Origin of the sequence: Vescimonas coprocola, from assembly GCF_018408575.1 — a bacterium.
Taxonomy (GTDB): Bacteria; Bacillota; Clostridia; order Oscillospirales; family Oscillospiraceae; genus Vescimonas; species Vescimonas coprocola.
This window is the reverse complement of record NZ_AP023418.1, coordinates 613,290-638,909: the sequence shown is the minus strand read 5'-3', so window position 1 is coordinate 638,909 and position 25,620 is coordinate 613,290. Positions and strand designations below refer to the sequence as shown.

The following is a 25,620-nucleotide window of genomic DNA, read 5'->3' as shown; positions in this document are numbered from 1 at the left end:
CCTCCTGTTTTATCATCTCTGCTCACTATAGATCACAACATGATTTCCATGCGGATCAAGCAGGGTAAACGCCCGCGTTCCGTCCTTGCAGCCACAGGGTTCCTGCAAAACCTGAACCAGCGGCGCTTCCTTTTTCATGATTGCCTCAAAGCAACTGTCTGCATCCTGTGCTTCAAACATCAGCGTCTCGTTCCCCTGCGGCATCGGATCCTTTCTGCAAAGTACCTCCAGCGTTCCGTTTGAACTCCTGCTGCGCAATGCGGAACCCGGCGAACGGCTGCCCTCAGAGCCTGCGCTTGCAAAGCGTTTCGATGTCAGCCGAACCACGATCCGGGAAGTCATGAGCCAGTTGGAAACAGAAGGCTTCGTCCAGCGCAGGCAAGGAAGCGGCACCTATGTGCGTCATCAGCCGCTGCTGGAGGATGAAAGCCTGCTCCACTTTGTCGATTTTCCGACGCTGATCTCCAAGCAGGGACACACGCCCGCCATGCGGCAGCTCGGATTTGTGCAGCAGCGCGCAGGAGCTTTCTTTTCCACCCGTTTTCACATCGGTGAAGAAGATCGGATCCTCACCCGGCGCTGCCTGTACACGGCAGATGAACATTTTTGTGTACTGGCTGAAGACAGTTTCCCGCTGGCCTTCCTCTCGAAAGGTCAGCGTGTACAGCTGCTTGGGTCAAACAATACCGATCTGCGGCTTTTCCTTTTTCTCGCAACCGGCCGCGCCGCCTGTCAGGACGAAACCACAATCTCCGTTGCCCAACCGGAAGACTACCCGTTCCTTGAATCCCCGCTCGAGGACAAGCAGCATCCGCTGCTCTTTCTGAGCAGCATGTGTCTTGATAATCACAATGAACCGTTTATCAGTTCGCAGATTTACTCGGACACAGACTATATCAAGTATCAGCTGAACCGCAGGATCGTCTGAACTCAGTGATTGCTGTGATACAGGTTGATCCGGTTTCCACAGGGGTCTTCAACGGCAAAGTACCTTGTACCGTAGCTCTGTGTTACAGGCTTGCTCACAATCCGGATGCCTTCTGCAGCCGTAAGCTCCTGATAGGTCTGATCGACATCTTCGGTTTCCAGATTGACGATCACAGGGCCGGTCTTTCTGTCATGTGCCTGACAGAGTACGCTGATTGTACCGCGACCAGCCCGGAACTTTGCGCCGCAATCCTGCGCGCTTTCGTTCCAACTGTAATATGGCTTCTGTCCGAGCAGCGTTTGATAGAAGTCTCGGCAGACAGAAAAGTTTTCCTCTTCGGTGTATAGAAGGATTTGAATGTCTCCTGTAAATGCTGTCATGTTCTTATTCTCCTTTTTTGTAGACACAGACGCCGTCAATATATTTTGCACAGATGTCTCGATCATCCGACCTGGTAATTAACCGTTCTATCCGCTCATACGGTGTCCGCTGCACGCCGTCGCAGAAGCGGCTGTCATCCAAAATCACCGCATCAAAGCAATATCCCGGTTCAAAGCTCCCGCTTTTCCAAAGTACGCCGCCGCCTTTTGTTGCAAGGTAAAACGCATTGGGCAGAGACAAAACTTTCCGCTGATCCATATTGCGCGCGCTGTTTTTGGAAGCCCAAAAGACTTTAGACGCCAAAATCGCTTCAAAGATCGTTCGGAACATATTCAGGGTATTGCCGCCGCCGACATCCGTGCCCAGTCCGACTGCAATTCCAGCATCGAGATATTCCATGATTGGTGCTGCGCAACCGCAACTGTTCATATTCGACTGTGGACAATGTGCTACCAGCACATTGCGTCTTTTCAGCGTTTTCACCTCTTCGGGGGAGGAAAAAACGCAGTGCGCCATCACAGCCCGTGTATGCGGTCCAAGCAAACCAGCACGGTCATAGGCCTGCGCATAATAATCAAGATCCGGTGCAAGCTCGTGCACCCAGTCAATTTCATCCAGCCCCTCCGAAAGATGTGACTGCACTGGGACGTGGTATTCCTCGGCAAGCTCTCCCAGTTGCTCTAAACAGCTTTCCGTACAACTCGGGAAATAACGCGGTGTGAGGATCGGGTAGATTGCACCAATACCATCTTTCGTTTCCTCTAGCCAAAGGCGGGTCTGCGCAATTGTTTCCTCTGTTGTTTCCAACAGTCCAGCTGCACAGTTTCGATCCATATTGACTTTCCCAACGTAACCTGCAAAGCCGAACTTTGCCAGAGCTTTCATGAGAGTCTCTGTCGCCGTGCGGCTGGTCGTGGCATAGGCACACAGGCGCGTCGTCGGTGTAGCAAGAAGTGACTTCGCAAAGCGGGTGTAGGTCAGTTCCGCATACGCTGGATCGTTAAATCTAGACTCGTCTGGGAACGCATAACGCTCGAACCATGTGTTCCACTGTCCGTTTTCAATATTTTGCCCAATACCTTGAAAGGGTGCTTGTGAGGCGTGAACGTGGATGTCGCATGTTCCGGGAATCACAAATTTCCCGCTTGCATCCAGAACCTTAATTTGACGATATTGCTCCGGTAACGCTGAATAAGTCCCTGCAACTTTTTTTCCATCGCAGACCAGATATGCGTCTTCCATGATGGTAAATTGATCCCGCTGTGCGGTAAAAACCAGCGTCCCTTTGATTGCAAAGCTCCGCTCCGCAAAATATTCAACTTGGCTCATAGCATCCCCTACTCGGCAATTCATATAAATCTTAGCTACATAATATCAACATTTTTGGTCACCGTCAACACAAACAAGTGCTTCAATAACATCTTTGGATACATGCAAAAAAACACTCTGTTTACCTCCCTTTCTTTTCTGTTAAAAGTGCAATTTGTACGACAAATTACCCAAAACTGCTCTGCGACTGCCCATGGGCATCCTGCTTATGTCCTATCGCCACCCGCTTCTGCATGAGATTTTTACGGCGTTTGGAGTCCACGCAGATGCCCATCGGGTTGCTGGGTGGCGCGGCGGTGTCGTGGAAAACTTGCCTCATCTGGTGAAACAATTTGACGCTTGAACTCAAAAGATATTCGGATGGAAGACGCACTTGGTGAGAAGCTGCGGATAGAGTATTTTCACCTGCAAGTGTCGGATTTGTAGAAGTCTGTGCAAAAGAATCTTCGAGCTGAAAGCGCAAATGCGCCGCTTCTTGAATAATGACGTTCTTGATTGCGCGAAATTCTTTCTGCTGCGAAAGCGGATTGTGCTTGTCCGGACCTGCTTTTGTAGTAACTTTCTAGCGTATCACGCAGGTCATTCCAGATGGAATAATACGTTGCTACCTCCGGCATCTTTTCAAGTTCATCCACGATGAAATCCAGCATATCTTTCAGCGGCTTTTTGAGGTACCCATATTGCTTTTTGCCATTGACCGTACGCAGTTCCATCGCAAACTCCAACAGTTTCTGATGAACAACTCCGATGGATTTTCAATACTCTAGCTGGCCAATGATTCTGCGCATGGCCTCCCATGCCGCTTTGTTCACGTCTTTGTCGGCAACATCTTTCCGAACGACTATCAGTTCGTCTGTATACACACAAAGCTTTTGCAGACCGTCATTTACCACGCTACCATAGATTCAGCACGGAGCATACGCGATCGCTGGGTCCACAGACCGGGCGCGTGAGCGCGGAGTACTGTGAGCGTCCCGTGAAGTACGGCGAACAGCACTGCCGCGAGATCGGTTCCCACAAACGGTACGACGACAAATGCAAAAATGAATCCATCTGGCTCGCGTATAATCGCGCGGACAAAACGCATTTCGCCCGCTACCTGAAGCGGAAAATGACCACCGCTCAATTTGAGCAGTGGTCTCGGTATACTGTAGAATTACGGCAGAAGGCAGAGAACAGTGAAATGGAACTGGCGGACTATCAGAAGGAACTGCGAATTTGACGATTTACTGCTTAATCTTTGATTACTGCGGCGCAGTTTCTGCGCCGCTAGTTTTCTGCTCTGACCCAAACCGTGACCCAAACGCGGAAAAATCCGGCGGATTTATCCGTACCGGAAAGGATACCGCTGTGAAATTTCCCGAGCGGAAAGGTGTGGAAATGCCCTGAAATGTCCGCGAAAAATATCCGACCAACCTTCAGGATGTAGAAACCAAAAATATTATGACAAAATCCACCCTGCCGGTGGGAGGCTATTCCGTCAATCCTTATGTAGGCTGTACCCATGGCTGCAAATACTGCTACGCTTCGTTCATGAAGCGGTTCACCGGCCATACTGAGCCTTGGGGTACTTTTCTGGATGTGAAGCATTGGCCTGCCATCAAAAATCCCCGGAAATACGCCGGACAGCGCGTAGTCATCGGTTCTGTGACCGATGGCTATCTGCCCCAGGAGGAACAGTTCGAAAATACCCGCAAGCTGCTGGAGCAACTGAAAGACAGCGGCGCGGAGATTTTGATCTGCACTAAGTCTGACCTGGTAGTACGGGATATCGACCTTCTGAAAGAGATGGGAAAGGTCACGGTTTCCTGGTCGATCAATACGCTGGACGAGGATTTCAAAAACGATATGGACAATGCCGTCAGCATCAAGCGGCGGCTGGATGCCATGAAACAGGTTTATGACGCAGGTATCCGCACCGTGTGCTTTATCGCTCCGGTTTTTCCCGGTATCACGGATTTCGAGGCCATCTTCCGCCGGGTGAAGGATCAGTGCGACCTGGTGTGGCTGGAAAATTTGAATCTGCGGGGCGGTTTCAAAAAAGACATCTTAGACTATATCCAGGAGAAATATCCCCACCTGTTCCCCCTGTACGACACCATCTACAGCAAGGGAGACAGAAGCTACTTCCGTGGTCTGGAAGAACAGGCGGAGTACCTTGCAAGAGAATGCGGTTGTCCCTTTGTGGACAACGAACTCCCCTACGGCCGGGCAGAGCCGGGACATCCGGTCATTGTGGATTATTTTTACCACGAGGAAGTACGCGGCTCTGAGAACACCGGAAAGCGAACTCAAAAAGTATGATCTTAGGGTGCTCTGAAACGTAGTATGGACAATCGACACCCACACTCTAAGTCACGTGTGTCAACGTGATAAAAATTATATTGGACAAACGCTTGACAACTTTTGTTTTGTAATTTCAAAATTTTCTCTGACCCAGTTTTGACCCAGAATCCGAAAAAAGCGGGCAGGGCTGAATGGAAACAACGGAAAATCCGCCGAGCGAACGGTGGTAAAAAGCGCAAATCGGAGCCGAAACGACTCCGATTTACCCTTGAGACAACCTACGGACCAGAAGGCCGGGGGTTCGAATCCCTCACGGCGTGCCAAAAAGACCCGAAACCGTAAGGCTTCGGGTCTTTTTGTTATCCACAGAAGTCAACAGGAGGTCTGTTATGCGAATCATCCGAGAAAAAACCGCCGTCGTCTGCGTGGACTATCAGGAGCGTATCCTGCCCGCCATGACTGATCCCGAAACGCTGCTCCAAAACACCGTAAAGCTGCTGAAGGGTCTGCGGGTGCTGGGCGTCCCCGTGTACCTGACGCAGCAGTATACCAAGGGTCTGGGTGATACCGTGGCCCCCATCCGGGAGGCCGCCGGCACATCGGAGCATCTGGAAAAGCTCACCTTCAGCGCTTATCCCCAGCTGCGGGAGAAGCTGCTGCCCCCGGAGCAGCAGCCCTATGTGCTGCTCTGCGGCATCGAGAGCCACATCTGTGTGCTCCAGACCGCCATGGATCTGAAGGCCCACGGCTACCAGCCGTATCTGGTTACCGACTGCCTCTCCAGCCGCAAGCCCGCCGACCACCGGATGGCGCTGGAGCGGGCCAAATAGGAGGGTATCCTCCTCACCACCTATGAGGCCACCCTCTTCGAGCTGCTGGCCGCCGCCGGCACCCCCGACAGCAAGGCCATCCAGAAGCTCATCAAGTGACAGAGCATAGATCAACAGAACGCAATACAAGAAAAGCGTGGGATGCCCTCCGGCGTCCCACGCTTTTGCCTATCCCACCGGGATATCCACAATGCCGATGCCCCGCCGCAGGGCGTATTCGATGGTGCGCCGGGTGCCGCCGGGAAGCCCGTCGTGTACGGCGATCAGCAGCGAGGCGTGATCCACCATGTACCGGTTGCGCCGCTGCATACAGCCGGGGCTGTACTGCTGCTGCACCATCGTCTCATAGTCGCAGGCCGCCACCAGCCGCTGCCACCGCAGCCGCTGCTCCGCCGGCCACCCCTCCGCCTGCGAGGGACACGGGATGGCCGCCTCCACCGTCACGTCGCCGTGCAGCTGCCGCAGCGCCAGCGCCAACTCGCAGAAATACAGGTCGCACCCTTGGGCCATGCCGCAGATGAAGTGGCGATAGCCCCGCTCATAGGCCGCCTCCATCGCGTTCCACAGCCGCTCCTTCAGCGCAAGACACCGGCGATCTCCCTCATCGTCGCCCCACGGCAGCTTACCGGGCCGATGGCCGGAAAAACAGCAGCTGATCGGTCTGGCTCGCATAGCGCTCCCTCCTTCCCCCTTTGGTTTCCATTTCATTATAGAACATATTTTCTATTTTGTAAAGCCCAAAAAATCGGAGGACGGCTCCCGCCGCCCTCCGTCATTTCACTTCTGTTCCTCGTACAGGGCCTCCAGCACACGGGCATAGAGATGCTCCGGGTCCTTGCGAAACCGCTCCGCCAGATCCTTGGCCATCTCCTCCGTGGCCACCATCAGCTCCAGCTGCATCAGGCTGTCCACATCGTCGCTGAGCTTTAATTCCACGGTGTAGGTGCCGTTTTCCCGTGGGATGGCCTTCCCCTGCACCTGCGCCTGCCGCAGCAGCTCCTTGTTGTATTCCTCGATGTTCCTGTCCGTCCGCAGCCGCACGGAATAGGGCAGGCTGGACTCGCAGATGGCGCTGTTTTTCAGCCCCTTGGGGGTGATGGCGTACCGCCCCTCCTCCGTCAGGCGCAGATGCTCCGTCTGCACCAGATCGTTCAGACACTCCGAAAAATCGAAATAGTCAATGCCGTCGTCGCACATGGTCAGCTCCTGCATCCCCTCCAGCGGCAGCGGCTCCGACACACGGGCGGCAATGTACAAAATGAGAAACTTGATCTCCAGCTTGTCACGGATAAATCCGACTCCCATTGGATCACGTCCTTTCGGCTTTTCTATACACCCCTATTATAATGAAAAATTTCCGATTTGTACAGAGGTTTTTCCCCTCCTCGCCTGCATTTCCCGCACCCCGCCGGGCCGGACGCATAGACTGGATTGAAAGGGCGATGCCCTTGAGTACTTAAATAGGAGGTTTTTCTATGCCTGAAAACGGTATGCCCGGCCCGGTCTGCGATCTGAGCAGCGTGCGTGAGGCCGTCTGCATCCATACCCATAAGATCTTCGACTCCTGCCGTGACAAGGACTGCGTGGAGGATCTGCGCTTTTACCCCACGGCATCGGCTCAGGAGGTGCTGTCGGCCTGCCAGATGGTGCGGGGCGGCACGGCGGAGCTGCTCTACGTCTATACCGACGTGGAGCCCGTCACCTTCAACCGGGGGTTCTACTCCATCGATATGCGGTTTTTCTACCGGGTCACTCTCCAGGTCGGCACCGGCACTCCCCGCTGTACCGAGGCGGAGGGCCTGTGCGTCTTTGACAAGCGGGTCATTCTCTTCGGCAGCGAGGGCAGCGCCAAGATTTTCTCCTCCGACACGGTGCTGGACGATCTGGATATCCCCGGCTGCCGCCGCAGCAACCTGCCCACGGCGGTGGTGGAGGCGGTGGACCCCATCGTGCTGGACGCCCGTGCCGAGGACCGCTGCAAGCCCTGCCGCTGCGACTGCGGCCTGACGGAGATCCCCGCCTTCATCGCCCAGAGCTTCGACCAACCCCTGCTCTTTGACGACAACGGCGGCCGTCGGTATTATGTCACCTTAGGACAGTTCTCTCTGGTGCGGCTGGAGCGGGACACCCAGCTGCTGATCCCGGTGTATGACTACTGCATCCCCCAGACGGAGTGCAGCGGCGGCGATCAGGAGGACCCCTGCGGCCTGTTCCGCAGCGTGGCCTTCCCGGTCAACGAGTTCTTCCCGCCCAACACCGTGGAGATGCCCAAGGACTACGCCAGCACCCGCAGCTACTGCGCCTGCCACTGATCCTTCCCCCTTTCCGTTGCCCCATTTTCCGTAAGCGCACTGCTCCATCCCAACGACAAGACCCATCCGGCATAAAAGGCCCCGGACACCCATGGGTGTCCGGGGCCTTGTCTCACGCTTTGCGGCATCTGCTGCCCGCAGGCGGCAAGAGCCTCATTTTCCGGTGAAGGCGGTTTTCACCACCACGTTCTCCGGACCCAGCCACTCCCGGCACTCCTGCACGAAGGCCGGGTGGTTCAGGCACTTGGCCCCCAACAGCTTGCCGCTGTCCGCCAGCCGGATCTTCAGTGGCGTGTCCCCCTCGAACATGGTCATCACCAGCTTGATATGCTGGAACGCCGGGCTGTCCATGCCGGGGACCCGCAGATAAATGGTGGCGTTCTCCTGTACCGGACGGCGGTTCTCCCGCCGGGGCGGCAGCCCCTCCTTCAGGGGATAAACGCTGTCGCACATGATCTGCGGCGGTTTCTCGTCCCGGACGGAGAGCTTCCCCTGCACCAGCACCGGGCTGTTCACCTGCATATAGCTGCCGCAGCGCTCAATGGTGCGGCTGAAGCACAGCAGCTCGATGGATGCCGCCTCATCCTCCACCGTCACGTAGGCCATGAGGGCGTTGTTGCGGGTGGTACGGGTGCGGCTGGCAGTGACGATGCCCGCAATGGTGATGCTCTGGCCGTCGGCGAACCGGACAGGCCCGTCCTCGGCGGAAAAGTCCTCCAGAATGGTGTGGATAGGCACCGCTCCCGCCTGCCGGGCCATTGCCCGGTAATCCGCCATGGGGTGGCCGCTGAGATAAAGGCCCGTAGTCTCCTTCTCCATGAACATCCGCTCGGCAGCGGTGAACTCCGGGATGTCCGGCAGGGGCGTCTCCGCCGGCGGGGCGTCCTCCCCCGCCGCCATACCGAACAGATCCAGCTGGCCCTCCACGTTCTTGCGCCGGGACTCTGCAATGCTGTCCAGCACCTTTTCAAAGACCTGGATCAGCTGGGAGCGCCGCACCTTCATGGAGTCGAAGGCGCCGCTGCGGATCAGATTCTCCACTGCCCGCTTGTTCATGTCCGTGCAGTCGAACATCCGCTGGCAGAAGTCCTGAAACGACCGGAAGGGGCCGTCCTGCTCCCGCCGCCGCATCATGGTCTGGATAAAGCCCCGGCCGATGTTCTTGATGGCCACCAGCCCGAAGCGGATGCCTCCATCCTCCACGGTGAAGCCGTCGCTGGAGCGGTTCACGTCCGGGGGCAGCAGCTCAATGCCGCAGTCCCGGCACTCAGCGATGTACTCAGCCACCTTGTCGGAGTTATCCAGCACCGACGTCAGCAGCGCCGCCATGTACTCCCGTGTGAAGTAGTGCTTGAAATACGCCGTCTGATAGGCTACCACCGCATAGCTGACGGCGTGGGCCTTGTTGAAGGCGTAGTTGGCGAAGTCGTAGATCTCGTCGTAGATGGCCTGAGCCGTTGCCTCCGGGATGCCGTTGGCCACACAGCCCCGGATGTTCCGGGTGGGGTCGCCGTGGAGGAATGCCTCCCGCTCCCGCTCCACATCCTTGGCCTTCTTCTTGGACATGGCCCGGCGCACCATGTCCGCCTGCCCCAGCGAATAGCCCGCTAGCTGCTGGAAGATCTGAATGACCTGCTCCTGATAGACGATGCACCCATAGGTGCCGGAGAGGATGGGCTGGAGGGAGGGATGCTTGTACACCACCAGCTTGGGGTCGTGCTTGCAGGCGATGAACCGGGGGATGGACTCCATGGGGCCGGGGCGGTACAGGGCGATGATGGCGGTGATGTCCTCGATGCTCTGGGGCTTCAGCCCCACGCACACCCCGGTCATGCCGGCGGACTCCATCTGAAATACGCCGCCGGTCTTGCCCTGCGACAGCATTTCGAACACCGCCGCATCGTCCATGGGGATATCCGCCAGCCGGAAGTCCGGTCGGTACTTCTGCACCATCTTCACGGCGTCGTCCAAAACCGTCAGGTTCCGCAGGCCCAGAAAATCCATTTTCAGCAGCCCCAGCTCCTCCAGCGTCACCATGGTGTACTGGCAGACGATAGACTCGTCATTTCGGGCCAGCGGTACATATTCATATACCGGCCGCTTGGTGATGACCACACCGGCTGCGTGGGTGGAGGCGTGGCGGGGCATCCCCTCCAGCGCCTGCGCCATGTCGATAAGCCGGCGGACCCGTTCATCCGTCTCATAGAGGTCGGAGAGCTGCTTGGATAGCTTCAGCGCATCCTTCAGGGTAATGTGCAGGGCCGTTGGCACCAACTTGGCCACCACATCCACCTCGGCATAGGTCATGTTCAGCGCCCGGCCCACATCCCGAATGGCGGCCCGGGCCGCCATGGTGCCGAAGGTGACGATCTGGGCCACATGGTCGTCGCCGTACTTGCGGCGGACGTAGTCCACCACCTCGCCCCGGCGGGTGTCTCCGAAGTCCATATCGATATCCGGCATGGATACCCGCTCCGGATTCAGGAAGCGCTCAAAATACAAATGGTACTGCATGGGGTCGATGTCCGTGATGTACAGACAGTAGGAGACCATGCTCCCCGCCGCCGAGCCTCGGCCCGGTCCCACAGGGATACCGGCATCCTTGGCGTATCGGACGAAATCCGACACGATGAGGAAATAATCCGTAAAGCCCATGCGTCCGATCATGTCCAGCTCGTAGTCCAGCTGGCGGCGGTATTCCTCATGCTCCGTGCCGTAGCGCTCCGTGAACCCCTTTTCACACAGCTGCCGCAGATAGGTGGGAGAATCTACCCCCGGCGGCAGCTGGAACTCCGGCAGGTGATACTTGCCGAAGGTAAACTCCATCCGGCAGCGGTCAGCGATGCGCTGGGTGTTGGCTACGGCGTCGGGATAGGCGCCGAACAACTCCTCCATCTCCTCCGTGGAGCGGAGGTAGAAGTTTCTCGGCTCGTAGCGCATCCGGTTCTCGTCGTCCACGGTCTTGCCCGTCTGGATGCACAGCAGTACATCGTGGCTCTCGGCGTCCTCCGGCCGCAGGTAGTGGGCATCGTTGGTGCAGACCAGTGGGATGCCCGTCTCCTGATGGATGCGGAGCAGATCCCGGTTCACCAGCGTCTGCTGGGGGATGCCGTGGTCCTGCAGTTCCAGATAGAAGTTATCCTCTCCGAATATCTCCTGCATGGTCAGGGCGTACTCCTTGGCCCCGTCGTAGTCGCCGTTTACCAGCCGCTTGGGGATCTCCCCGGCCAGACAGGCCGACAGGGCGATGAGCCCCTCGCTGTGCTGGCGCAGCAGGTCCAGATCGATGCGGGGCTTGATGTAAAAGCCCTCCACAAATGCCTGACTCACCATGTACGACAGGTTCCGGTAGCCCGTCTCGTTTTTGCACAGCAGCACCAGATGCCTGGACTCGGCGTCATATTCATGAACTTTGTCGAACCGGGTGCGGCGGGCCACATACACCTCGCACCCGATGATCGGATGGATGCCTTCCGCCTTGCAGGCCCGGTAGAAGTCGATGGCACCATACATGACCCCGTGGTCGGTGATGGCCACCGCCGTCTGGCCCATTTCCCGGATGCGGGCCGGAAGGTCCCGGATGCGGCAGGCCCCGTCCAGCAGGCTGTATTCCGTATGCACATGAAGATGCACAAATCCCATAGCTACTCTTTCCTCCGTCGCAGGTTCATCCCTGACCGCTTGCTCTTGGCAGCTTATTCTCGGCTTCTTATTTTTGGCCGTCCAGCTCCGCCAGATAGTCACACAGCAGCTCCACCGCCGAGACGATGAGTGTTCCGCAGTGGTCGTCGGCCCCTACCGCCTGCGCCGTAGGCGTAGGATGCAGGCCACGCTCCGCCAGCAGTTCCCGGCAGTTCAGCAGGTGAAACTGCTGGGTGAAGCGGCGCTGGAACTCCTTCACCTGTTCCACAGAGCGCCGCCGGCCCTCCGGCCCCTCCTGTGCCGTGTAGGGATGCAGCAGGCCCAGCACCAGCACGCCGCCGGACACGGCGCCACAGATGCCGCCGCAGCGCATCCCGCTGCCGAGGCCGCTGCCAAGGCCCCAGCACTGCTCCTCCGTCAGACCCGTCAGGTCCCGGAAGGCCCCCAGCACGCTCTGGCCGCAGTTATAGTGCTGCCGGTGATAGCCAAGGGCCAGACGGCACCGCTCTTCCTTCGTCATCACAGCTTCTTCGCCTCCTCCAATAACTTCCGCATCCGATGGTTCATGCAGGATTTCGTCACCGGCGGGTCGCATTTCTCCGCCAGCTGGGACAGGGACATCTCCGGGTATTGCAGGCGCAGCAGAGCTGTCTGCCGCAGCTTTTCCGGCAGGCGCTCCAGCCATCCGTTCTCCTGTAGACGCTGGATGGCATTTTTCTGCTCCAGCGCAGCGTCAATGGTCTTATTTACATTGGCCATGTCGCAGTTCATGGCTCGGTTGGCCCCGTTGCGGATCTCCTTATCCACCTTGGCGGTCATGATATCCATAGCCGCCGCCGGAGCCCCAATGGTGGTCAGCAGATCCTCGATATGCTCAGACTGCTTGAAGTAAATAACAGAGCTGCCGCCCCGGCGGACGCTGTGGGGCAGAAAGCCCATCTCCGTCAGCAGGGCCGCTACCTCCCGGCTGGCCTGTGCATGGCCGGTATCCAGCTCCAGATGATAGCGCTTTTCCGGGTCGGTGACACTGCCACCCGCCAGAAAGGCCCCCCGCAGGAAGGCCGTCCGGCAGCACTCGTCCTCCAGCAGCCCGAAGTTCACATGGAGCACCAGATTCTGCCGGGGATCGTAGCCCAGCTGGTTGATGATGCGGTCCAGCTTGCTCCGGTCGGTGATGCCGAAGATCAGCTTCCCCCGCTCCTCCTCCGGCAGACGGTCGAATTTCAGGCCGAAGGCCCGCTGGAACAGCCGGGGCAGCCGGGCGGCAAAGTCGGCACTCTCGGTAATGAGCCGCACCTCTGTGGGGCTGAAGGTATTGCCGTAGAGCAGCACACCATAGGCCTCAGCTCTGGCGCAGCACAGGCGCTGCACCGGCACCCGGCACAGCTCGTTTTTTACCTTTCCCGCAAATGACTGCATACCTTCCTCATTTCTCCACTCGGTTTCTCGGCGTCCGGCGGAGGGAATCCTCCACCAGACGGATATTTCTCTGGGCATGGAGCCGCACCAGCTCCCACGCCAAATGGCCCGGATTATGGCGCACCAGCCCGTTTTCCACTGTGGACACGGGGCGAGTGATGACCTCCACCCCCAGCGCCTCGCAGGCATCCCGGTCGCACAGGATGGGTTCCGCCCCCTCACGGGTATAGCCCCGCATCACCGAAGGCGGGATGGGGGCGTCGTTGACCAGGCATAAGTCAAAGAGGCCGGGGCAGCTGTGGTTAAACAGCGCCCGGATATGGTCCGAGGCAGTATACCCCTCTGTCTCCCCCTCCTGCGTCATGACATTACAGACGTAAATTTTCAGGGCACGGGACTCCCGGATGGCCTCCACGATGCCATCCACCAGCAGGTTGGGGATGATGCTGGTATACAGGCTCCCCGGCGCCAGCACCACCATCTCCGCCTCCCGGATGGCCTCCACCGCCTCCGGCAGGGCCTTGGGACGGCTGGGCAGCAGATTCACCCGGCGGATGCGGCAGTCCTGCTCCTGCTTGCACTGAAAGATGCGGGACTCCCCCACCACCCGTGCGCCGTTTTCAAACTCCGCCTCCAGCTGGATATTCTCATTGGTCACCGGCAGCACCCTACCGGTGATGGCCAGCACCTGACTCAGGCTCTCTACCGCCCGGTCAAAGCTGGGCATGATGCCGTTGAGGGCCGCCAGAAAGAGATTGCCGAAGCTCTGGCCCGCCAGCTCTCCCTCCGGGAACCGGTAGTGCATCAGCTGGGCCATCAGGGGTTCGGCATTGGCCAGCGCCTCCAGACAGTTGCGGATATCTCCCGGCGGAAGCATCCCCAGGTCCTGCCGCAGCCGCCCGGAGCCGCCTCCGTCATCGGCCACCGTGACAATGGCCGTGATATTCTTCGTATAACGCTTCAGGCCACGCAGCAGAGTGGACAGGCCCGTGCCGCCGCCGATGGCGGCGATGCGGGGGCCGTGCTCCGGTGCTACCGACTGTCGGTATGGCTCCATACAGCGTCCCTCCTGTTATCGGGAGATGTCCCGATGGTTTTCCGTGACCTGATACCCTTCCTCCGTGATGTACTCCGCCAGTTCATGGGCCACCGCCACGGAGCGATGGTGGCCGCCGGTACAGCCGATGGCAATGACCAGTGCGGACTTGCCCTCCTCGGCGTACAGGGGCAGCAGGAAGGTCAGCATCTTCTCCAGCTGCTCCATGAAATCATTGGTCTGGCGGAAGGAAAACACAAAGTCCCGCACCGCCTGATCCAGTCCCGTTTTATTCTTCAGCTCCGGCACATAGTAGGGGTTGGGCATGAAGCGCACATCGAACACCAGATCCGCCTCGATGGGGATGCCGTGCTTGAAGCCGAAGGACAGGACGTTGACGGCCAATCCTCCCCGATCCCCCTGCTGGCCGAACAGGTCCAGCAGCTCGCTGCGGAGCTTGGCGATGGAGAGGGCGGAGGTGTCCAGCACGAAATCCGCATGGTCCCGCACCGGCTGCATCCACTCCCGCTCCCGGCGGATGGCCTGCTCCACACTTTCGCCCTTCTTTTGCAGGGGGTGCATCCGGCGAGTCTCCTTATAGCGGTTGACGATGGTCTGGTTATCCGCCTCCAGAAACAGCATCCGGCAGTTGACGCCGCTGGCCTTCAGGCGCTCCAGCGTCTCGATGAGAATGTCCGTGGGTTCCCCGGAGCGGACGTCGTACACCAGCGCCACCCGGTCATATCGACCGCTGGACCCAGCGCAGAAGTCGGCAAACTTCACCATCATCTCCGCCGGCAGATTATCTACCGTGTAGTAGCCGATATCCTCCAGATAGGAGGCCGCCCGACTCTTGCCGCCGCCGGACAGCCCCGTGATGATCAGAATTTCCATGCTCGTTCCTTTCTCAGCGGACGATCCGCACCTCCGGCTCCAGATGCACACCGTGGGCGGCGTACACCGCCTGCTGCACCTGCCGGATCAGCTCCTCCACGTCGGCGCTGGTAGCGCCGCCCACGTTGATGACAAAGCCTGCGTGCTTGGTGGAAACCTGCGCTCCGCCTACCGTCAGGCCCTTCAGGCCCGTCTGTTCGATGAGTGTCCCGGCGAAGTAGCCCTCCGGCCGCTTGAAGGTGCTGCCGGCGCTGGGATACTCCAGCGGCTGGGACTGGCGGCGGCGGGCCATGAGATCATCCATCCGCTGCCGAATGGCGGCGGGATCGTCGGGGGTCAGGCGCAGTCTGGCGCCCAGCACCACCGCCTCCGTATCCAGAAAGGCGCTGTGTCGATAGCCGAAGGCCGCCTCCTCGGCCGTGAAGCGCCGCACGCCCTCCGGCAGCAGCGCCGTCACCTCCGTCACCACCTGACGCATCTCGCCGCCGTAGGCTCCGGCGTTCATACATACGGCCCCGCCTAAGGTGCCGGGGATGCCGTGGGCGAACTCCAGACCCGACAGGCCGTGCTGCTGAGCATACACCGCCAGATGGTTCAGCAGGATGCCGGCGTCCGCCTCCAGCGTCACCTCGTCCAGCTGCCGCACCGCCGTCATATGCTCCGCCGTCTTGATGACCAGCGTGTCCAGCCCCCGGTCGTCCACCAGCAGATTGGTGCCACGGCCCAGCAGGAACGGCTTCACGCCGCAGGTCTCCGCCAGTCCCATGAGGATCACCAGCTGCTCCCGGCTGGTAGGGAAGGCCATCCGCCGGGCGGGGCCGCCGATGCGGAAGGAGGTGTGCCTGCTGAGGGGGACCTCCCGCTCCATGGTCATATCCGGCAGGTACTCCCGCACTTTTTCATCCAGCTGCTCATACCAGCACATAGGCCAGCCTCCTATTTCCGTAATTTTCGTTTTCCCAGCAGAGCGGCACCGATGATCCCGGCGTTGTTGCCCAACTGGGCCTTGACGATCCGGGTGCGTTTGTCCCGGTTGCAGGGGATGCTCTCCTGCTCCACCAGCCGCCGCAGGGGCAGCAGCAGCTGCTCGTCGCTCTCGTTGCTGACGCCGCCGCCGATGGCCAGCGTATCCGGCTGGAAGATGTTCACCACGTTGGTGACTCCCGCCGCCAGATAGCCGATGTACTCGTCGCAGACGCTTTGGCCCACGGGGTCGCCCTCCCGTGCGGCGATAAAGGCCGACTGGCCCGATACCTTGCCGTTGTTCTCGGCCACCACCCGGCACAGGATGCTGCCGGGATGCTCCTCCATAGCCCGTGCCGTCAGGCGCTTCAGGGCGCTGGCGGAGGCGTAGCGCTCCCAGCAGCCTCTGCGGCCGCAGGGACAGGGCTCCCCGTGGTAGACGATGCTCATGTGGCCCACCTCGCCGGCCATGCCGTTAGCGCCGTGATAGATCTGTCCGTTGTGGAGGATGCCCGCTCCCACGCCGGTCCCCAGCGTGATGGTGACAAAGCGCTTGCTGCCCTTGCCGGCTCCGGCGTAGTATTCCGCCAGCGCCGCACAGTTGGCGTCGTTCTCCACATACAGGGGGTAGGGCAGATACCGGTGGAAGAGCTTGCGGAGGGGGACGTTCCGCAGGGGCAGATTGCAGGTGTACAGCACCGCACCGGAGTGGATCTCCACCGCTCCCGGCACGCCCACGCCCACGGAACGTATCTGCTCCGGCGTCAGGCCGCCCCGCTCCGTCAGGCTCTGAGTCAGCGCCACCAGTGCCTCCACCAGTGCTTTCTGATCGGATATCTCGGCAATTTTGCGCTTTTCCATAGCGAGGATGCTGCCCTCGTCGTTCACCAGCCCCGCCTTCAGGTTGGTGCCGCCGATGTCAATGCCGATGTAGTTCATTTCTGCTCCTCACTCTGCCGGGTCAGGGCGTCGATCTGGCGGTCTACCCGATCCACGAAATCCCGGGCCGGGTTATAGCCGAACTTCATCTGCCGGTTCTTCATGGTGGCGATCTCCACGATGCCGGCCAGATTTCGGCCCGGCCGGACGGGGATGATCATATACGGCAGCTTGACGCCCAGAATGGAATACATCTCCTCCCCCAGACCCAGGCGGTCATAGAACTTGCCGTCCACCCACTTCTCCAGCTGCACCACAAGGTCCAGCTCCGTATCAAACTGCACGGAGCCCATGCCGAACAGCTGCTGCACGTCGATGACGCCGATGCCACGGATCTCGATGTAGTGGCGGATCAGCTCCGGGGCCGTGCCGTAGAGGGAGTCGGACACCCGCCGGATCTCCACGGCGTCGTCCGCCACCAGACGGTGGCCTCGCTTCAGCAGCTCGATGGCCGTTTCGCTCTTGCCGATGCCGGATTCCCCCAGCAGCAGCACGCCCTGCCCGTTGATGTTCATCAGCACGCCGTGGCGGGTGATCTGGGGGGCCAGCGCCCGGTTCAGGTAGTCGATGATCTGGCTGGTCAGCTCCACGGTGTTCAGCTCGGAACGCAGCAGCGTGCGACCGTGCTTCCGGGCAATCTCCAGCAGCTCGGGGAAGATCTCCATGTTCCGGGCGATGATGAGGGCCGGTATCTCGCAGCGCAGCAGGTTGTCGAACACCCGGCGGCGGTCCTCCAGCTTCATGGCCTTGAGGAAGGTCATCTCAGACTTGCCGAACACCTGCAGGCGCTTGGGCTCGAAGTAGTCGTAAAAGCCCACCAGCTGCAGGGCCGGGCGGTTCATATCGGAAATGCTCACCGTGCGCTGGTCATAGTCGCTGCCCCGGCACACGATCTCCATGTCAAAATCCTCCACCAGCTTACTGAGCTTGGCGGGGGTGCGCTTCACCTTATCTGCCATATGGAAGCCCCCTGTTCCTCGGTTTATATTTATAGTATTATATCGTACGGGGGGCGTTTTTACAATACCAAAAACGCATCCCACCTCCCCTTACGTCTCCTCTGCGGTACCCGCCTTCCCGCTCCCTGAGCGGTTTCCTGCGGCGGAGGAGCTGCCGCTTCCGTCCTCGGCCGAATTTTTTTGTTTTTTTGTCAAATAGTGCTTGCATTTTCCGGTTTTATCTGCTACTATATTAGATGCTTGTGAATCAAGCGGAAGTTAGTCACAGCAAGGAGGTGCAACGGATGGCTAAGTGCGAATTTTGCGACAAGGGCGTGACCTTCGGCATCAAGGTCTCTCACTCCCACCGGCGTTCCAATCGTCCCTGGAAGCCCAATGTCAAGCGTGTTAAGGCGGTTATCAATGGCACGCCTCGCCATGTGTATGTTTGTACCCGGTGCCTGCGTTCCGGCAAGGTTACCCGTGCGATCTGATGATTAAAAGCTCTGTGAAGCCTCACAGAGCTTTTTTCATTTTGTTTCTGTCTCCGACGGCATACTTTTTGCCAACAGCTGGAAAAGTGAGCCGCCGGGGGCAAATAATATTCTATGAAAAGGTCGTTTGCGTTTCTTTCGTTTTCCCTTATCGGCTCTTCATCGACTAAAAAAGCGTCTAATTTCGGAAGCTTACCCTTTATTTGGGCGTAGTAGTTGCGGCAGTACCCGCAGTCGCAGAGGGAGTGTGCTTCATCATACCGTTGTGTCTGCTCGGTATCGACAGGAAAAACATCGTCCGCCCTTTGGATCGTTATCATAGCCAACGCCCCCTGATATCCGTATGATGCTTTACCATGGTCTGAAAGCAAATAGGAAAGCACAGGGCGCTCCCTTACGGAAAGCGCCCTGTGCTTTTATCTTACGGTGTATGATTTCTTTTGCTATAAGGAGACTTACTTGCCCTGATTCATCTGGGCAGCCACCTCGGCGGCGAAGTTCTCTTCCTTCTTCTCGATGCCCTCGCCGGTCTGATAGCGGACGGCAGTCAGGAACTTCACGCTGCCGCCCAGCTTCTTGCCGGCGTCGGCGATATACTGCTCCACGGTGCCGGAGAACAGGTCGCCACGGACGAACTCCATCTGCAGCAGGCAGTTCTCCTCGTAGAACTTGTTCATCTTGCCCATGACGATCTTCTCCTTCACCTGAGCGGGCTTGGAGGCCATCTTGGGGTCGGAATCCATCAGGGCCAGAGCCACCTTCTTCTCCTCGGCCAGCACATCCTCGGTGACCTGAGACTTGTCCCAGAAGCGGGGATTCAGAGCGGCGATCTGCATGGCAACGTTCTTGCCGATCTCGGTGGCATCCACGCCGCCCTCCACGGCCAGATTCACCAGCACGCCGATCTTGCCACCGGCATGGACATAGCCCACACTGGTGTTCTCGGCAAAGCGGACAAAGCGGCGGATCTGCAGGTTCTCACCGATGGACATGACCTTTTCGGGCATGGTCTCGGACACGGTCAGCTCAGTGCCGGGATACTTGCAGTTCATCAGGGTATCCACGTCGGCGGGATCGTTGTCGGCCACCACCTTGGCGATGTCCTTGACGAAGGCCACGAAGGGAGCGCTCTTGGCGCAGAAGTCGGTCTCGCAGTTGACCTCCACCAGTGCGCCCACGCCGTTCTCCACCAGAGCGTAAGACACGCCCTCGGCGGCGATGCGGCCGGCCTTCTTGGCGGCCTTGGCCAGACCCTTCTCACGCAGATACTCCACGGCCTTGTCCATATCGCCGTCGGTCTCGGTCAGTGCCTTCTTGCAGTCCATCATACCCACGCCGGTCATCTCACGCAGGTTCTTAACATCAGCAGCAGTAAAAGCCATTTTCTTTTCCTCCAGTTCGTATTTTCAAAGGTAAACGGGGCAGGGCAACGACCCTGCCCCGTTGGTTAAGCGGTGATCCTCGGATTATTCAGCGGTCTCGGCGGCGGCTTCCTCATCCTGCTCGCCCTGACGGCCCTCGATCATGGCATTGGCCATAATGGAGGAGATCAGCTTGATGGCACGGATGGCGTCGTCGTTGCCGGGGATGGGGTAATCGATCTCGTCGGGATCGCAGTTGGTATCAGCGATGGCCACAACGGGGATGCCCAGACGATGGGCCTCAGCGATGGCGTTGCGCTCCTTACGGGTGTCCACGATGAACAGAGCGCCGGGCAGCTTCTTCATTTCCTTCACGCCGCCCAGATACTTCTCCAGCTTTTCGATCTCGCCCAGGTGCTTGATGACTTCCTTCTTGGGCAGCATATCGAAGGTGCCGTCGGCCTGCATGGCCTTGAGCTGGTTCAGACGGTCGATACGGGTGCGCATGGTCTTGAAGTTGGTCATCATGCCGCCCAGCCAGCGGGCGTTGACATAGTACATATTGCAGCGCAGGGCCTCGTCCTTGATGGCCTCCTGCGCCTGCTTCTTGGTACCCACGAACAGCAGGGACTGGCCATTCTCGGACAGCTGGCGCACGAAGTTATAGGCCTCCTCCAGCTTCTTCACGGTCTTCTGCAGGTCGATGATATAGATGCCGTTGCGCTCCGTGTAGATGTAGGGAGCCATCTTGGGGTTCCAGCGGCGGGTCTGGTGGCCGAAGTGGACACCGGCCTCCAGCAGGGCCTTCATGGATACGATGTTCTGGTTTGCCATGTTTGTTCATTTCTCCTTTGAATTTAGTTTCTTACCTCCAGAGGCTTCCTCCCCCCGGCCAACCTTGCGGCACCGACCGGGAGTCCGCCCCTGTGCGGAATGCTGAAATATCATACCACAGTCTATAGCTGTTTGCAAGAGATTTTTTGCGTTTCTCCAGGAAAATCAGCGGCTTTTTCGCCGTATTGTCCCGGTTTAGCCCCAGCGGCGGCGCTTTTTATCCTCCTCCCGCCGCTGGAAGGGCTTGTCGATGAGGATGATGTCGTCCCCGAACCGCTGCACGCAGTCCCACGGGACGTAGAAATCCTCCCCCCTGCCGAACAGGCCGAAGAAGCGGCAGGGGCCGAACACGATGAGGGCCTTGACCTCTCCCTCCGGGACCTTCAGCTCCAGATCCCCCACGAAGCCCAGTCGCCGCCCGTCGCAGATATTGATGACCTCCTTGCGCCGCAGGTGCGAAAATCGTTCCATCATGCTGTTCCACCTCGGAACCAGCCTATGCTGCACCGGGCCGGTCCTATGTCCGCTTTTCCGCCAGACACAGGGTGCCTGTCCAGCCCTCCGGCAGCTGCACCGGGGAAAAGGCATAGCCCGGCAGGGCGAAGCCCTCCGGCGTCAGGAAGGGCGCCGGCTCCCGCAGCTGCCCGAATTGGCCGCCACGGCATTTCAGCAGTGCCTCCTTGGCGGTCCACAGGCGGAAGAACGCCGCATCATCGGCGGCATAGATCCGCTCCTCCGGGGACAGGTGCTCCCATACACGCCGGGGCGCAGGCCGTACCAGCTCCACATCCAGCCCTACCGGGCGGTCCGCTACGGCGCAGGCCGCCAGCTCACGGCTGTGGCTGATGCTGAGATACAGGCCGTCGGTCATGGGCTTTCCCTGTGCGTCGTATCGTAGGGGTGCCTCCTCCGGCGGGCAGTGCAGCGCCGCCGCCAGCAGCTCACGGGCCAGTCCCTCGCCGCAGACCGTCTCCCGGTCGTCCGGCATCCTTTCGGCTCGCTTCCGCCGCTGAGGGGACAGCCAGCTGCGCCACAGGGCCAGACGCTCCGGCGGCACCTGCGTGATCTGAATATACCGCACCATATCAGAACAGGGTGATCTGGCTGGTATCCGCCATGCCTGCGAAGGAGCCCAGCGCCTTCAGCTGCTCGATATGGGTCTTGGAGAGCTTGTTGCAGCAGGTGGAGAACTCCTCCACCGAGATGAAGCGCTTTCCCTTGCGCTTTTCCACGGTGTCCAGAGCTGCCGACTCGCCCAGTCCCCGGACGGAGATGAAGGGCGGCAGCAGGCCGTTCTCCGTGATTTTGAAGGCGGTGGCGTCGGAGTCGTAGATGCTGATGGTATCAAAGTGGAAGCCACGGAGATAGAACTCGTAGCACACCTCCAGCGTCACCATCAGATTCTTCTCTACAGCGGTGGCATCCTTGTTGTTCTCGATCTCCCGGATCTTCTGCTTCACGGCGTCGATACCGGCGCAGCAGTACTCGGCGTCGAAGGCCTTGGCCCGGACGGTGAAGAAGGTGGCGTAGAAGGCCAGCGGCCGGTGGACCTTGAACCATGCGATGCGGAAGGCCATCATGACGTAGGCCACGGCGTGGGCCTTGGGGAACAGATAGCCGATCTTGGCCAGCGAGTCGATATACCACTGGGGGACGTTATGCTCCTGCATGGCCTCCACCCAGCCCTCCTGAAAGCCGCCCTTTTTCACCTTTCCCTTACGGACGGCCTCCATGATCTTAAAGCTCATTTTGGGGTCCAGCCCCATGGAGATGAGATACAGCATGATATCGTCACGGCAGCCCACCGTCTCCAGAACGGAGGCGGTACCGCTGACGATCAGCTCCCGTGCGTTGCCCAGCCACACATCCGTACCGTGGGAGAAGCCGGACAGACGCACCAACGTGTTGAAGTCCTTAGGCAGGGTGTCCATCAGCATCCCACGGGTGAAGCGGGTGTTGAACTCCGGGATAGCCACGGCACCGGTGGGGCCCAGCAGTTCATCGTTTTCAAAGCCCAGCACCTTGGAGGAGACGAAAATACTCATGGTGTCCGGATCGTCCAGCGGGATCTGGCGGGCGTTGACGCCGGTAAGATCCTCCAGCATCCGGATCATGGTGGGGTCATCGTGACCCAGCATATCCAGCTTCAGGAGGTTATCCTCCATGCAGTGGTATTCAAAATGGGTGGTGATGGTATCGGCGTCCTCGGCATCCGCCGGGTGCTGCACGGCGGTGAAATCCTCCACATCCATGTCATCCGGCACCACCACCAGACCGCCGGGGTGCTGGCCCGTGGTGCGCCGCACGCCTACGCAGCCCTGAATGAGGCGGTTCTCCTCGGCACGGGACACCTCCCGGCCGTTCTCCTCCAGATAGTGCTTGACAAAGGGGTACACCGTCTTGTCCTTCAGGGTGCCGATGGTACCGGCCCGGAACACCTGCGTCTCACCGAACATCTCCACGGCGTGGCGGTGGGCTCTGGCCTGATATTCCCCGGAAAAGTTCAGGTCGATATCCGGCACCTTGCCGCCGCCGTAGCCAAGGAACGTCTCAAAGGGGATGTCGAAGCCGTCCTTGACGTACTGCTCCCCGCAGACGGGGCAGACCTTATCCGGCATATCGGCGCCGCAGCCGAAGCTGCCGTCGGTGATGAACTCCGAATGGCGGCACTTGGGGCAGCGGTAGTGGGGCGGCAGGGAATTGACCTCGGTGATGCCCGACATATAGGCCACCAGCGACGAGCCCACAGAGCCTCGTGAGCCTACCAGATAGCCGTTTTCCAGGCTCCGCTGCACCAGCTTCTGGGCCGACATATACACCACGTCGTACTTGCCCAGAATACTGCCCAGCTCCACATTCAGGCGGTCCACGATCAGCTGGGGCGGCTGGTCGCCGTACAGCTCATGGCACTTGTCCCACACCAGACGATTCAGGTCCTCCTCGGAGTTTTCCAGCCTCGGCGGGAACAGCTGGCCCGGCGGCAGCAGCTCGATCTCCTCCACCAGATCCGCAATATGGCGGGGATTGGTCACCACCACCTCATAGGCCTTGTCCTCCCCCAGATAGGAGAACTCCTCCAGCATCTCGTCGGTGGTCTTGAAGTAGATGGGCAGCGGCGCATCGGCATCGGGGAACTTCTTGCTGGCCAGCAGCACATGGCGGTAGATCTCGTCCTCCGGCTCCTGAAAATGCACGTCGCCGGTGGCGCAGACGGGCTTATGCAGCTCCTCCCCCAGCCGGACGATGGTGCGGTTATACTCCCGCAGCTCCTCCTCCGACTGCACGTCGCCGTTTCGCAGCATGAAGAGATTGTTGCAGATGGGCTGTATCTCCAGATAGTCGTAGAAGGAGGCGATGCGCTTGAGCTCCGCCCAATCCTTGTGATCCGTCACCGCCCGGAACAGCTCGCCCGCCTCGCAGGCCGAGCCGATGATCAGCCCCTCCCGGTGGGTAATGAGTTCCGTCTTGGGGATGATGGGCACCCGCTTGAAGTATTTCAGGTTGGAAGCGGAGATCAGCTGATACAGGTGCTTGAGGCCCAGCTTGTTCTTGGCCAGAATGATGATGTGCTTGGGGAAGCGGCTGGTCTTGCTGCCCTGAGGCCGCAGCTTCAGCATCTCCCCGTTGATCTCCTGCAGGCGGTGGATGCCCAATTCCCGCTCCATCTTCTCGAAGAAGGGGATCAGCATATAGGCCACCATGGCCGCATCGTCCGAGGCCCGGTGGTGGTTGAAGGCGGGCAGATCCAGATGCTCCGCCACAATATCCAGCTTATACTTGTGCAGCTCCGGCAACAGGTTCTGGGCCAAAATCAGGGAGTCCACATAGGTGGGATCGAAGGGAAGGCCCACCTTCCGGCACCCGGCCCGGATGAAGCTGATGTCAAATTCGGCGTTGTGGGCCGCCAGCGGGCGATCCCCCACAAACTCCAGAAAACTCGTCAGGGCCTCCTTCAGCTGGGGAGCGTCGGCCAGCATGGCATCCGTGATGCCCGTCAGGCCCACGATCTCCGGCGTCAGGCGGCGGTTGGGGTTGACGAAGGTCTGGAACCGCTCCGCCACCTCACCGTTGCGCAGCACCACGGCGCCGATTTCCGTGATGGCCTCCCGCTCCACCTTCAGGCCCGTGGTCTCGATGTCGAAGCACACGATCTCGTCGGCAAAATTCTGATCCTGCGGACCGTGGACGGCGATGCGGTCGTCGAGGTTGTTGACATAATACCCCTCCACGCCGTAGAGGATCTTGATCTTCCCCTTGGCGGTGTGCCATGCATCCGGGAAGGACTGGGCTACGCCGTGGTCGGTGATGGCGATGGCGGGATGCCCCCAGGAGATGGCCTGCTTGATGACGGAGGCCGTGTCCGTCAGGGCGTCCATGTTGGACATCTTCGTATGCAGGTGCAGCTCCACCCGCTTCTCCGGGGCCGTGTCCTTGCGGCCCTCATGGGGAACCTTCATGATATGGTAGGGCTTGAGCTGAATGTCCTTGCCGTCACGGGTCAGCTCCGGCTGCCCCTGCACCCGCAGCCACATACCGGGGGCGATGGCACTCTGTAGGGCCAGTGCCTCCTGTCCCTCGGTATATTTACGCACGGTGACGGAGCTCTGATAGTCCGTCATGTCGAAGCTCAGCATCCACATACCGGGACGCTTGGTCTCCCGGCACTCGGCGGCAAAGACCTTGCCCTCCACGATGGCCGTACCCATTTTCACGTTCAGCTCCGTCATGGAGACGGGCTTGCCCTTGATCTCCTTGCCCAGCAGCACCTCGGTGCCGCCGCTTTTCTTCTCCGCCTTCCGGTCATGAATGGTGAGATGCAGCCGGTGCAGGCCGTACTGCTGGCTCAGCAGCTGCTCCAGCGCCGTCTGGGCCGCCTCCGGGATGCGCTCCCCGGCGGCCACGTCCAGCTCCAGCGCCCGCCGCTTCACGTCCAGCGCTCCGCCGGTGACGACGGCGTCGTGAAGCAACAGTCGCAGTTCTCTATGCGGCACGAAGTTTTCAAAAAAATCAAAAAATGCAATCTGTTCCCTCATA

Annotated in this window: 23 protein-coding genes and 1 pseudogene; 6 read left to right on the top strand and 18 right to left on the bottom strand. The window is 59.4% G+C overall.

What is annotated here, in order from left to right; translation table 11 throughout:
- The first annotated feature begins 136 nt into the window (after nt 1-136).
- On the top strand, nt 137-928 hold the full coding sequence (locus tag KJS28_RS03165; protein WP_213541704.1) for a GntR family transcriptional regulator: 792 nt from the start codon (nt 137-139) through the stop codon (nt 926-928).
- A gap of 2 nt (nt 929-930) precedes the next feature.
- Here the strand turns inward: KJS28_RS03165 and KJS28_RS03160 are convergent, their stop codons facing one another.
- The 3 genes from KJS28_RS03160 to KJS28_RS03150 all read right to left on the bottom strand — a co-directional run bounded on the left by KJS28_RS03160 (nt 931) and on the right by KJS28_RS03150 (nt 3,351).
- Nucleotides 931-1,308: a VOC family protein gene (locus tag KJS28_RS03160; protein ID WP_213541703.1), complete on the bottom strand. Its 378-nt coding sequence runs from the start codon at nt 1,306-1,308 to the stop codon at nt 931-933.
- 4 nt (nt 1,309-1,312) lie between these two features.
- Complete coding sequence (locus KJS28_RS03155) at nt 1,313-2,638, bottom strand: amidohydrolase family protein (RefSeq protein ID WP_213541702.1); 1,326 nt, start codon at nt 2,636-2,638, stop codon at nt 1,313-1,315.
- A gap of 401 nt (nt 2,639-3,039) precedes the next feature.
- Nucleotides 3,040-3,351, bottom strand: a complete 312-nt coding sequence (locus KJS28_RS03150) for a hypothetical protein (RefSeq protein WP_213541701.1) — start codon at nt 3,349-3,351, stop codon at nt 3,040-3,042.
- A gap of 263 nt (nt 3,352-3,614) precedes the next feature.
- Here KJS28_RS03150 and KJS28_RS12750 point away from each other — a divergent pair, with 263 nt between their 5' ends.
- The 3 genes and pseudogenes from KJS28_RS12750 to KJS28_RS03135 all read left to right on the top strand — a co-directional run bounded on the left by KJS28_RS12750 (nt 3,615) and on the right by KJS28_RS03135 (nt 5,754).
- A complete protein-coding gene (locus KJS28_RS12750; RefSeq protein ID WP_213541700.1) occupies nt 3,615-3,860 on the top strand; it encodes a DUF6076 domain-containing protein in 246 nt (81 codons plus the stop codon).
- Nucleotides 3,861-4,054: 194 nt separating this feature from the next.
- Nucleotides 4,055-4,942, top strand: a pseudogene (locus KJS28_RS03140) (radical SAM mobile pair protein B); the annotation flags it as partial.
- Between the two features lie 371 nt (nt 4,943-5,313).
- The gene (locus KJS28_RS03135; protein WP_228298427.1) at nt 5,314-5,754 is read left to right on the top strand and encodes an isochorismatase family protein; all 441 of its coding nucleotides are present in this window, start codon (nt 5,314-5,316) and stop codon (nt 5,752-5,754) included.
- A 168-nt stretch (nt 5,755-5,922) separates the two neighbouring features.
- On the opposite strand, the gene KJS28_RS03130 is transcribed toward KJS28_RS03135, so the two are convergent.
- Nucleotides 5,923-6,426, bottom strand: a complete 504-nt coding sequence (locus KJS28_RS03130; protein ID WP_213541698.1) for an SLOG family protein — start codon at nt 6,424-6,426, stop codon at nt 5,923-5,925.
- Nucleotides 6,427-6,531: 105 nt separating this feature from the next.
- A complete protein-coding gene (locus tag KJS28_RS03125; RefSeq protein ID WP_021858982.1) occupies nt 6,532-7,059 on the bottom strand; it encodes a DUF4364 family protein in 528 nt (175 codons plus the stop codon).
- 170 nt (nt 7,060-7,229) lie between these two features.
- Between KJS28_RS03125 and KJS28_RS03120 the strand changes: the two genes are divergently transcribed.
- Entirely contained in the window at nt 7,230-8,066 is an 837-nt protein-coding gene (locus KJS28_RS03120) for a hypothetical protein (RefSeq protein ID WP_021858983.1), read from the top strand.
- Between the two features lie 153 nt (nt 8,067-8,219).
- On the opposite strand, the gene KJS28_RS03115 is transcribed toward KJS28_RS03120, so the two are convergent.
- The 8 genes from KJS28_RS03115 to hprK all read right to left on the bottom strand — a co-directional run bounded on the left by KJS28_RS03115 (nt 8,220) and on the right by hprK (nt 17,918).
- A complete protein-coding gene (locus KJS28_RS03115) occupies nt 8,220-11,708 on the bottom strand; it encodes a DNA polymerase III subunit alpha (protein WP_213541697.1) in 3,489 nt (1,162 codons plus the stop codon).
- Nucleotides 11,709-11,775: 67 nt separating this feature from the next.
- Nucleotides 11,776-12,228 carry a C-GCAxxG-C-C family protein gene (locus tag KJS28_RS03110; protein WP_228298456.1) on the bottom strand — a complete coding sequence of 151 codons (453 nt, stop codon included), beginning with the start codon at nt 12,226-12,228 and terminating at the stop codon, nt 11,776-11,778.
- Complete coding sequence (gene whiA / locus KJS28_RS03105) at nt 12,228-13,127, bottom strand: DNA-binding protein WhiA (protein ID WP_213541695.1); 900 nt, start codon at nt 13,125-13,127, stop codon at nt 12,228-12,230. Before whiA ends, KJS28_RS03110 begins: the two co-directional genes overlap by 1 nt.
- 7 nt (nt 13,128-13,134) lie before the next feature.
- Nucleotides 13,135-14,184: a gluconeogenesis factor YvcK family protein gene (locus tag KJS28_RS03100; RefSeq protein ID WP_213541694.1), complete on the bottom strand. Its 1,050-nt coding sequence runs from the start codon at nt 14,182-14,184 to the stop codon at nt 13,135-13,137.
- A 15-nt stretch (nt 14,185-14,199) separates the two neighbouring features.
- Nucleotides 14,200-15,057 carry an RNase adapter RapZ gene (rapZ, locus tag KJS28_RS03095; protein ID WP_213541693.1) on the bottom strand — a complete coding sequence of 286 codons (858 nt, stop codon included), beginning with the start codon at nt 15,055-15,057 and terminating at the stop codon, nt 14,200-14,202.
- A 13-nt stretch (nt 15,058-15,070) separates the two neighbouring features.
- Nucleotides 15,071-15,982, bottom strand: coding sequence for a UDP-N-acetylmuramate dehydrogenase (murB, locus tag KJS28_RS03090; protein ID WP_213541692.1), 912 nt, complete (start codon nt 15,980-15,982; stop codon nt 15,071-15,073).
- A gap of 11 nt (nt 15,983-15,993) precedes the next feature.
- Complete coding sequence (locus tag KJS28_RS03085; RefSeq protein WP_213541691.1) at nt 15,994-16,959, bottom strand: ROK family protein; 966 nt, start codon at nt 16,957-16,959, stop codon at nt 15,994-15,996.
- Nucleotides 16,956-17,918, bottom strand: a complete 963-nt coding sequence (hprK, locus tag KJS28_RS03080; RefSeq protein WP_021857911.1) for an HPr(Ser) kinase/phosphatase — start codon at nt 17,916-17,918, stop codon at nt 16,956-16,958. The genes KJS28_RS03085 and hprK overlap by 4 nt, the downstream gene beginning before the upstream one ends.
- A gap of 284 nt (nt 17,919-18,202) precedes the next feature.
- Between hprK and rpmB the strand changes: the two genes are divergently transcribed.
- Nucleotides 18,203-18,391 carry a 50S ribosomal protein L28 gene (gene rpmB, locus KJS28_RS03075; RefSeq protein WP_021857912.1) on the top strand — a complete coding sequence of 63 codons (189 nt, stop codon included), beginning with the start codon at nt 18,203-18,205 and terminating at the stop codon, nt 18,389-18,391.
- 455 nt (nt 18,392-18,846) lie between these two features.
- Here rpmB and tsf read toward each other — a convergent pair whose 3' ends face one another.
- The 5 genes from tsf to KJS28_RS03050 all read right to left on the bottom strand — a co-directional run bounded on the left by tsf (nt 18,847) and on the right by KJS28_RS03050 (nt 25,619).
- Nucleotides 18,847-19,773, bottom strand: a complete 927-nt coding sequence (gene tsf, locus KJS28_RS03070; protein WP_213541690.1) for a translation elongation factor Ts — start codon at nt 19,771-19,773, stop codon at nt 18,847-18,849.
- A gap of 84 nt (nt 19,774-19,857) precedes the next feature.
- On the bottom strand, nt 19,858-20,586 hold the full coding sequence (gene rpsB, locus KJS28_RS03065) for a 30S ribosomal protein S2 (protein ID WP_021857915.1): 729 nt from the start codon (nt 20,584-20,586) through the stop codon (nt 19,858-19,860).
- Between the two features lie 195 nt (nt 20,587-20,781).
- Nucleotides 20,782-21,060 carry a YlmC/YmxH family sporulation protein gene (locus KJS28_RS03060; RefSeq protein WP_213541689.1) on the bottom strand — a complete coding sequence of 93 codons (279 nt, stop codon included), beginning with the start codon at nt 21,058-21,060 and terminating at the stop codon, nt 20,782-20,784.
- A gap of 43 nt (nt 21,061-21,103) precedes the next feature.
- Nucleotides 21,104-21,670, bottom strand: a complete 567-nt coding sequence (locus tag KJS28_RS03055) for a 4'-phosphopantetheinyl transferase family protein (RefSeq protein ID WP_213541688.1) — start codon at nt 21,668-21,670, stop codon at nt 21,104-21,106.
- Nucleotide 21,671: 1 nt separating this feature from the next.
- Nucleotides 21,672-25,619, bottom strand: a complete 3,948-nt coding sequence (locus tag KJS28_RS03050) for a PolC-type DNA polymerase III (protein ID WP_213541687.1) — start codon at nt 25,617-25,619, stop codon at nt 21,672-21,674.
- Nucleotide 25,620: the final 1 nt, after the last annotated feature.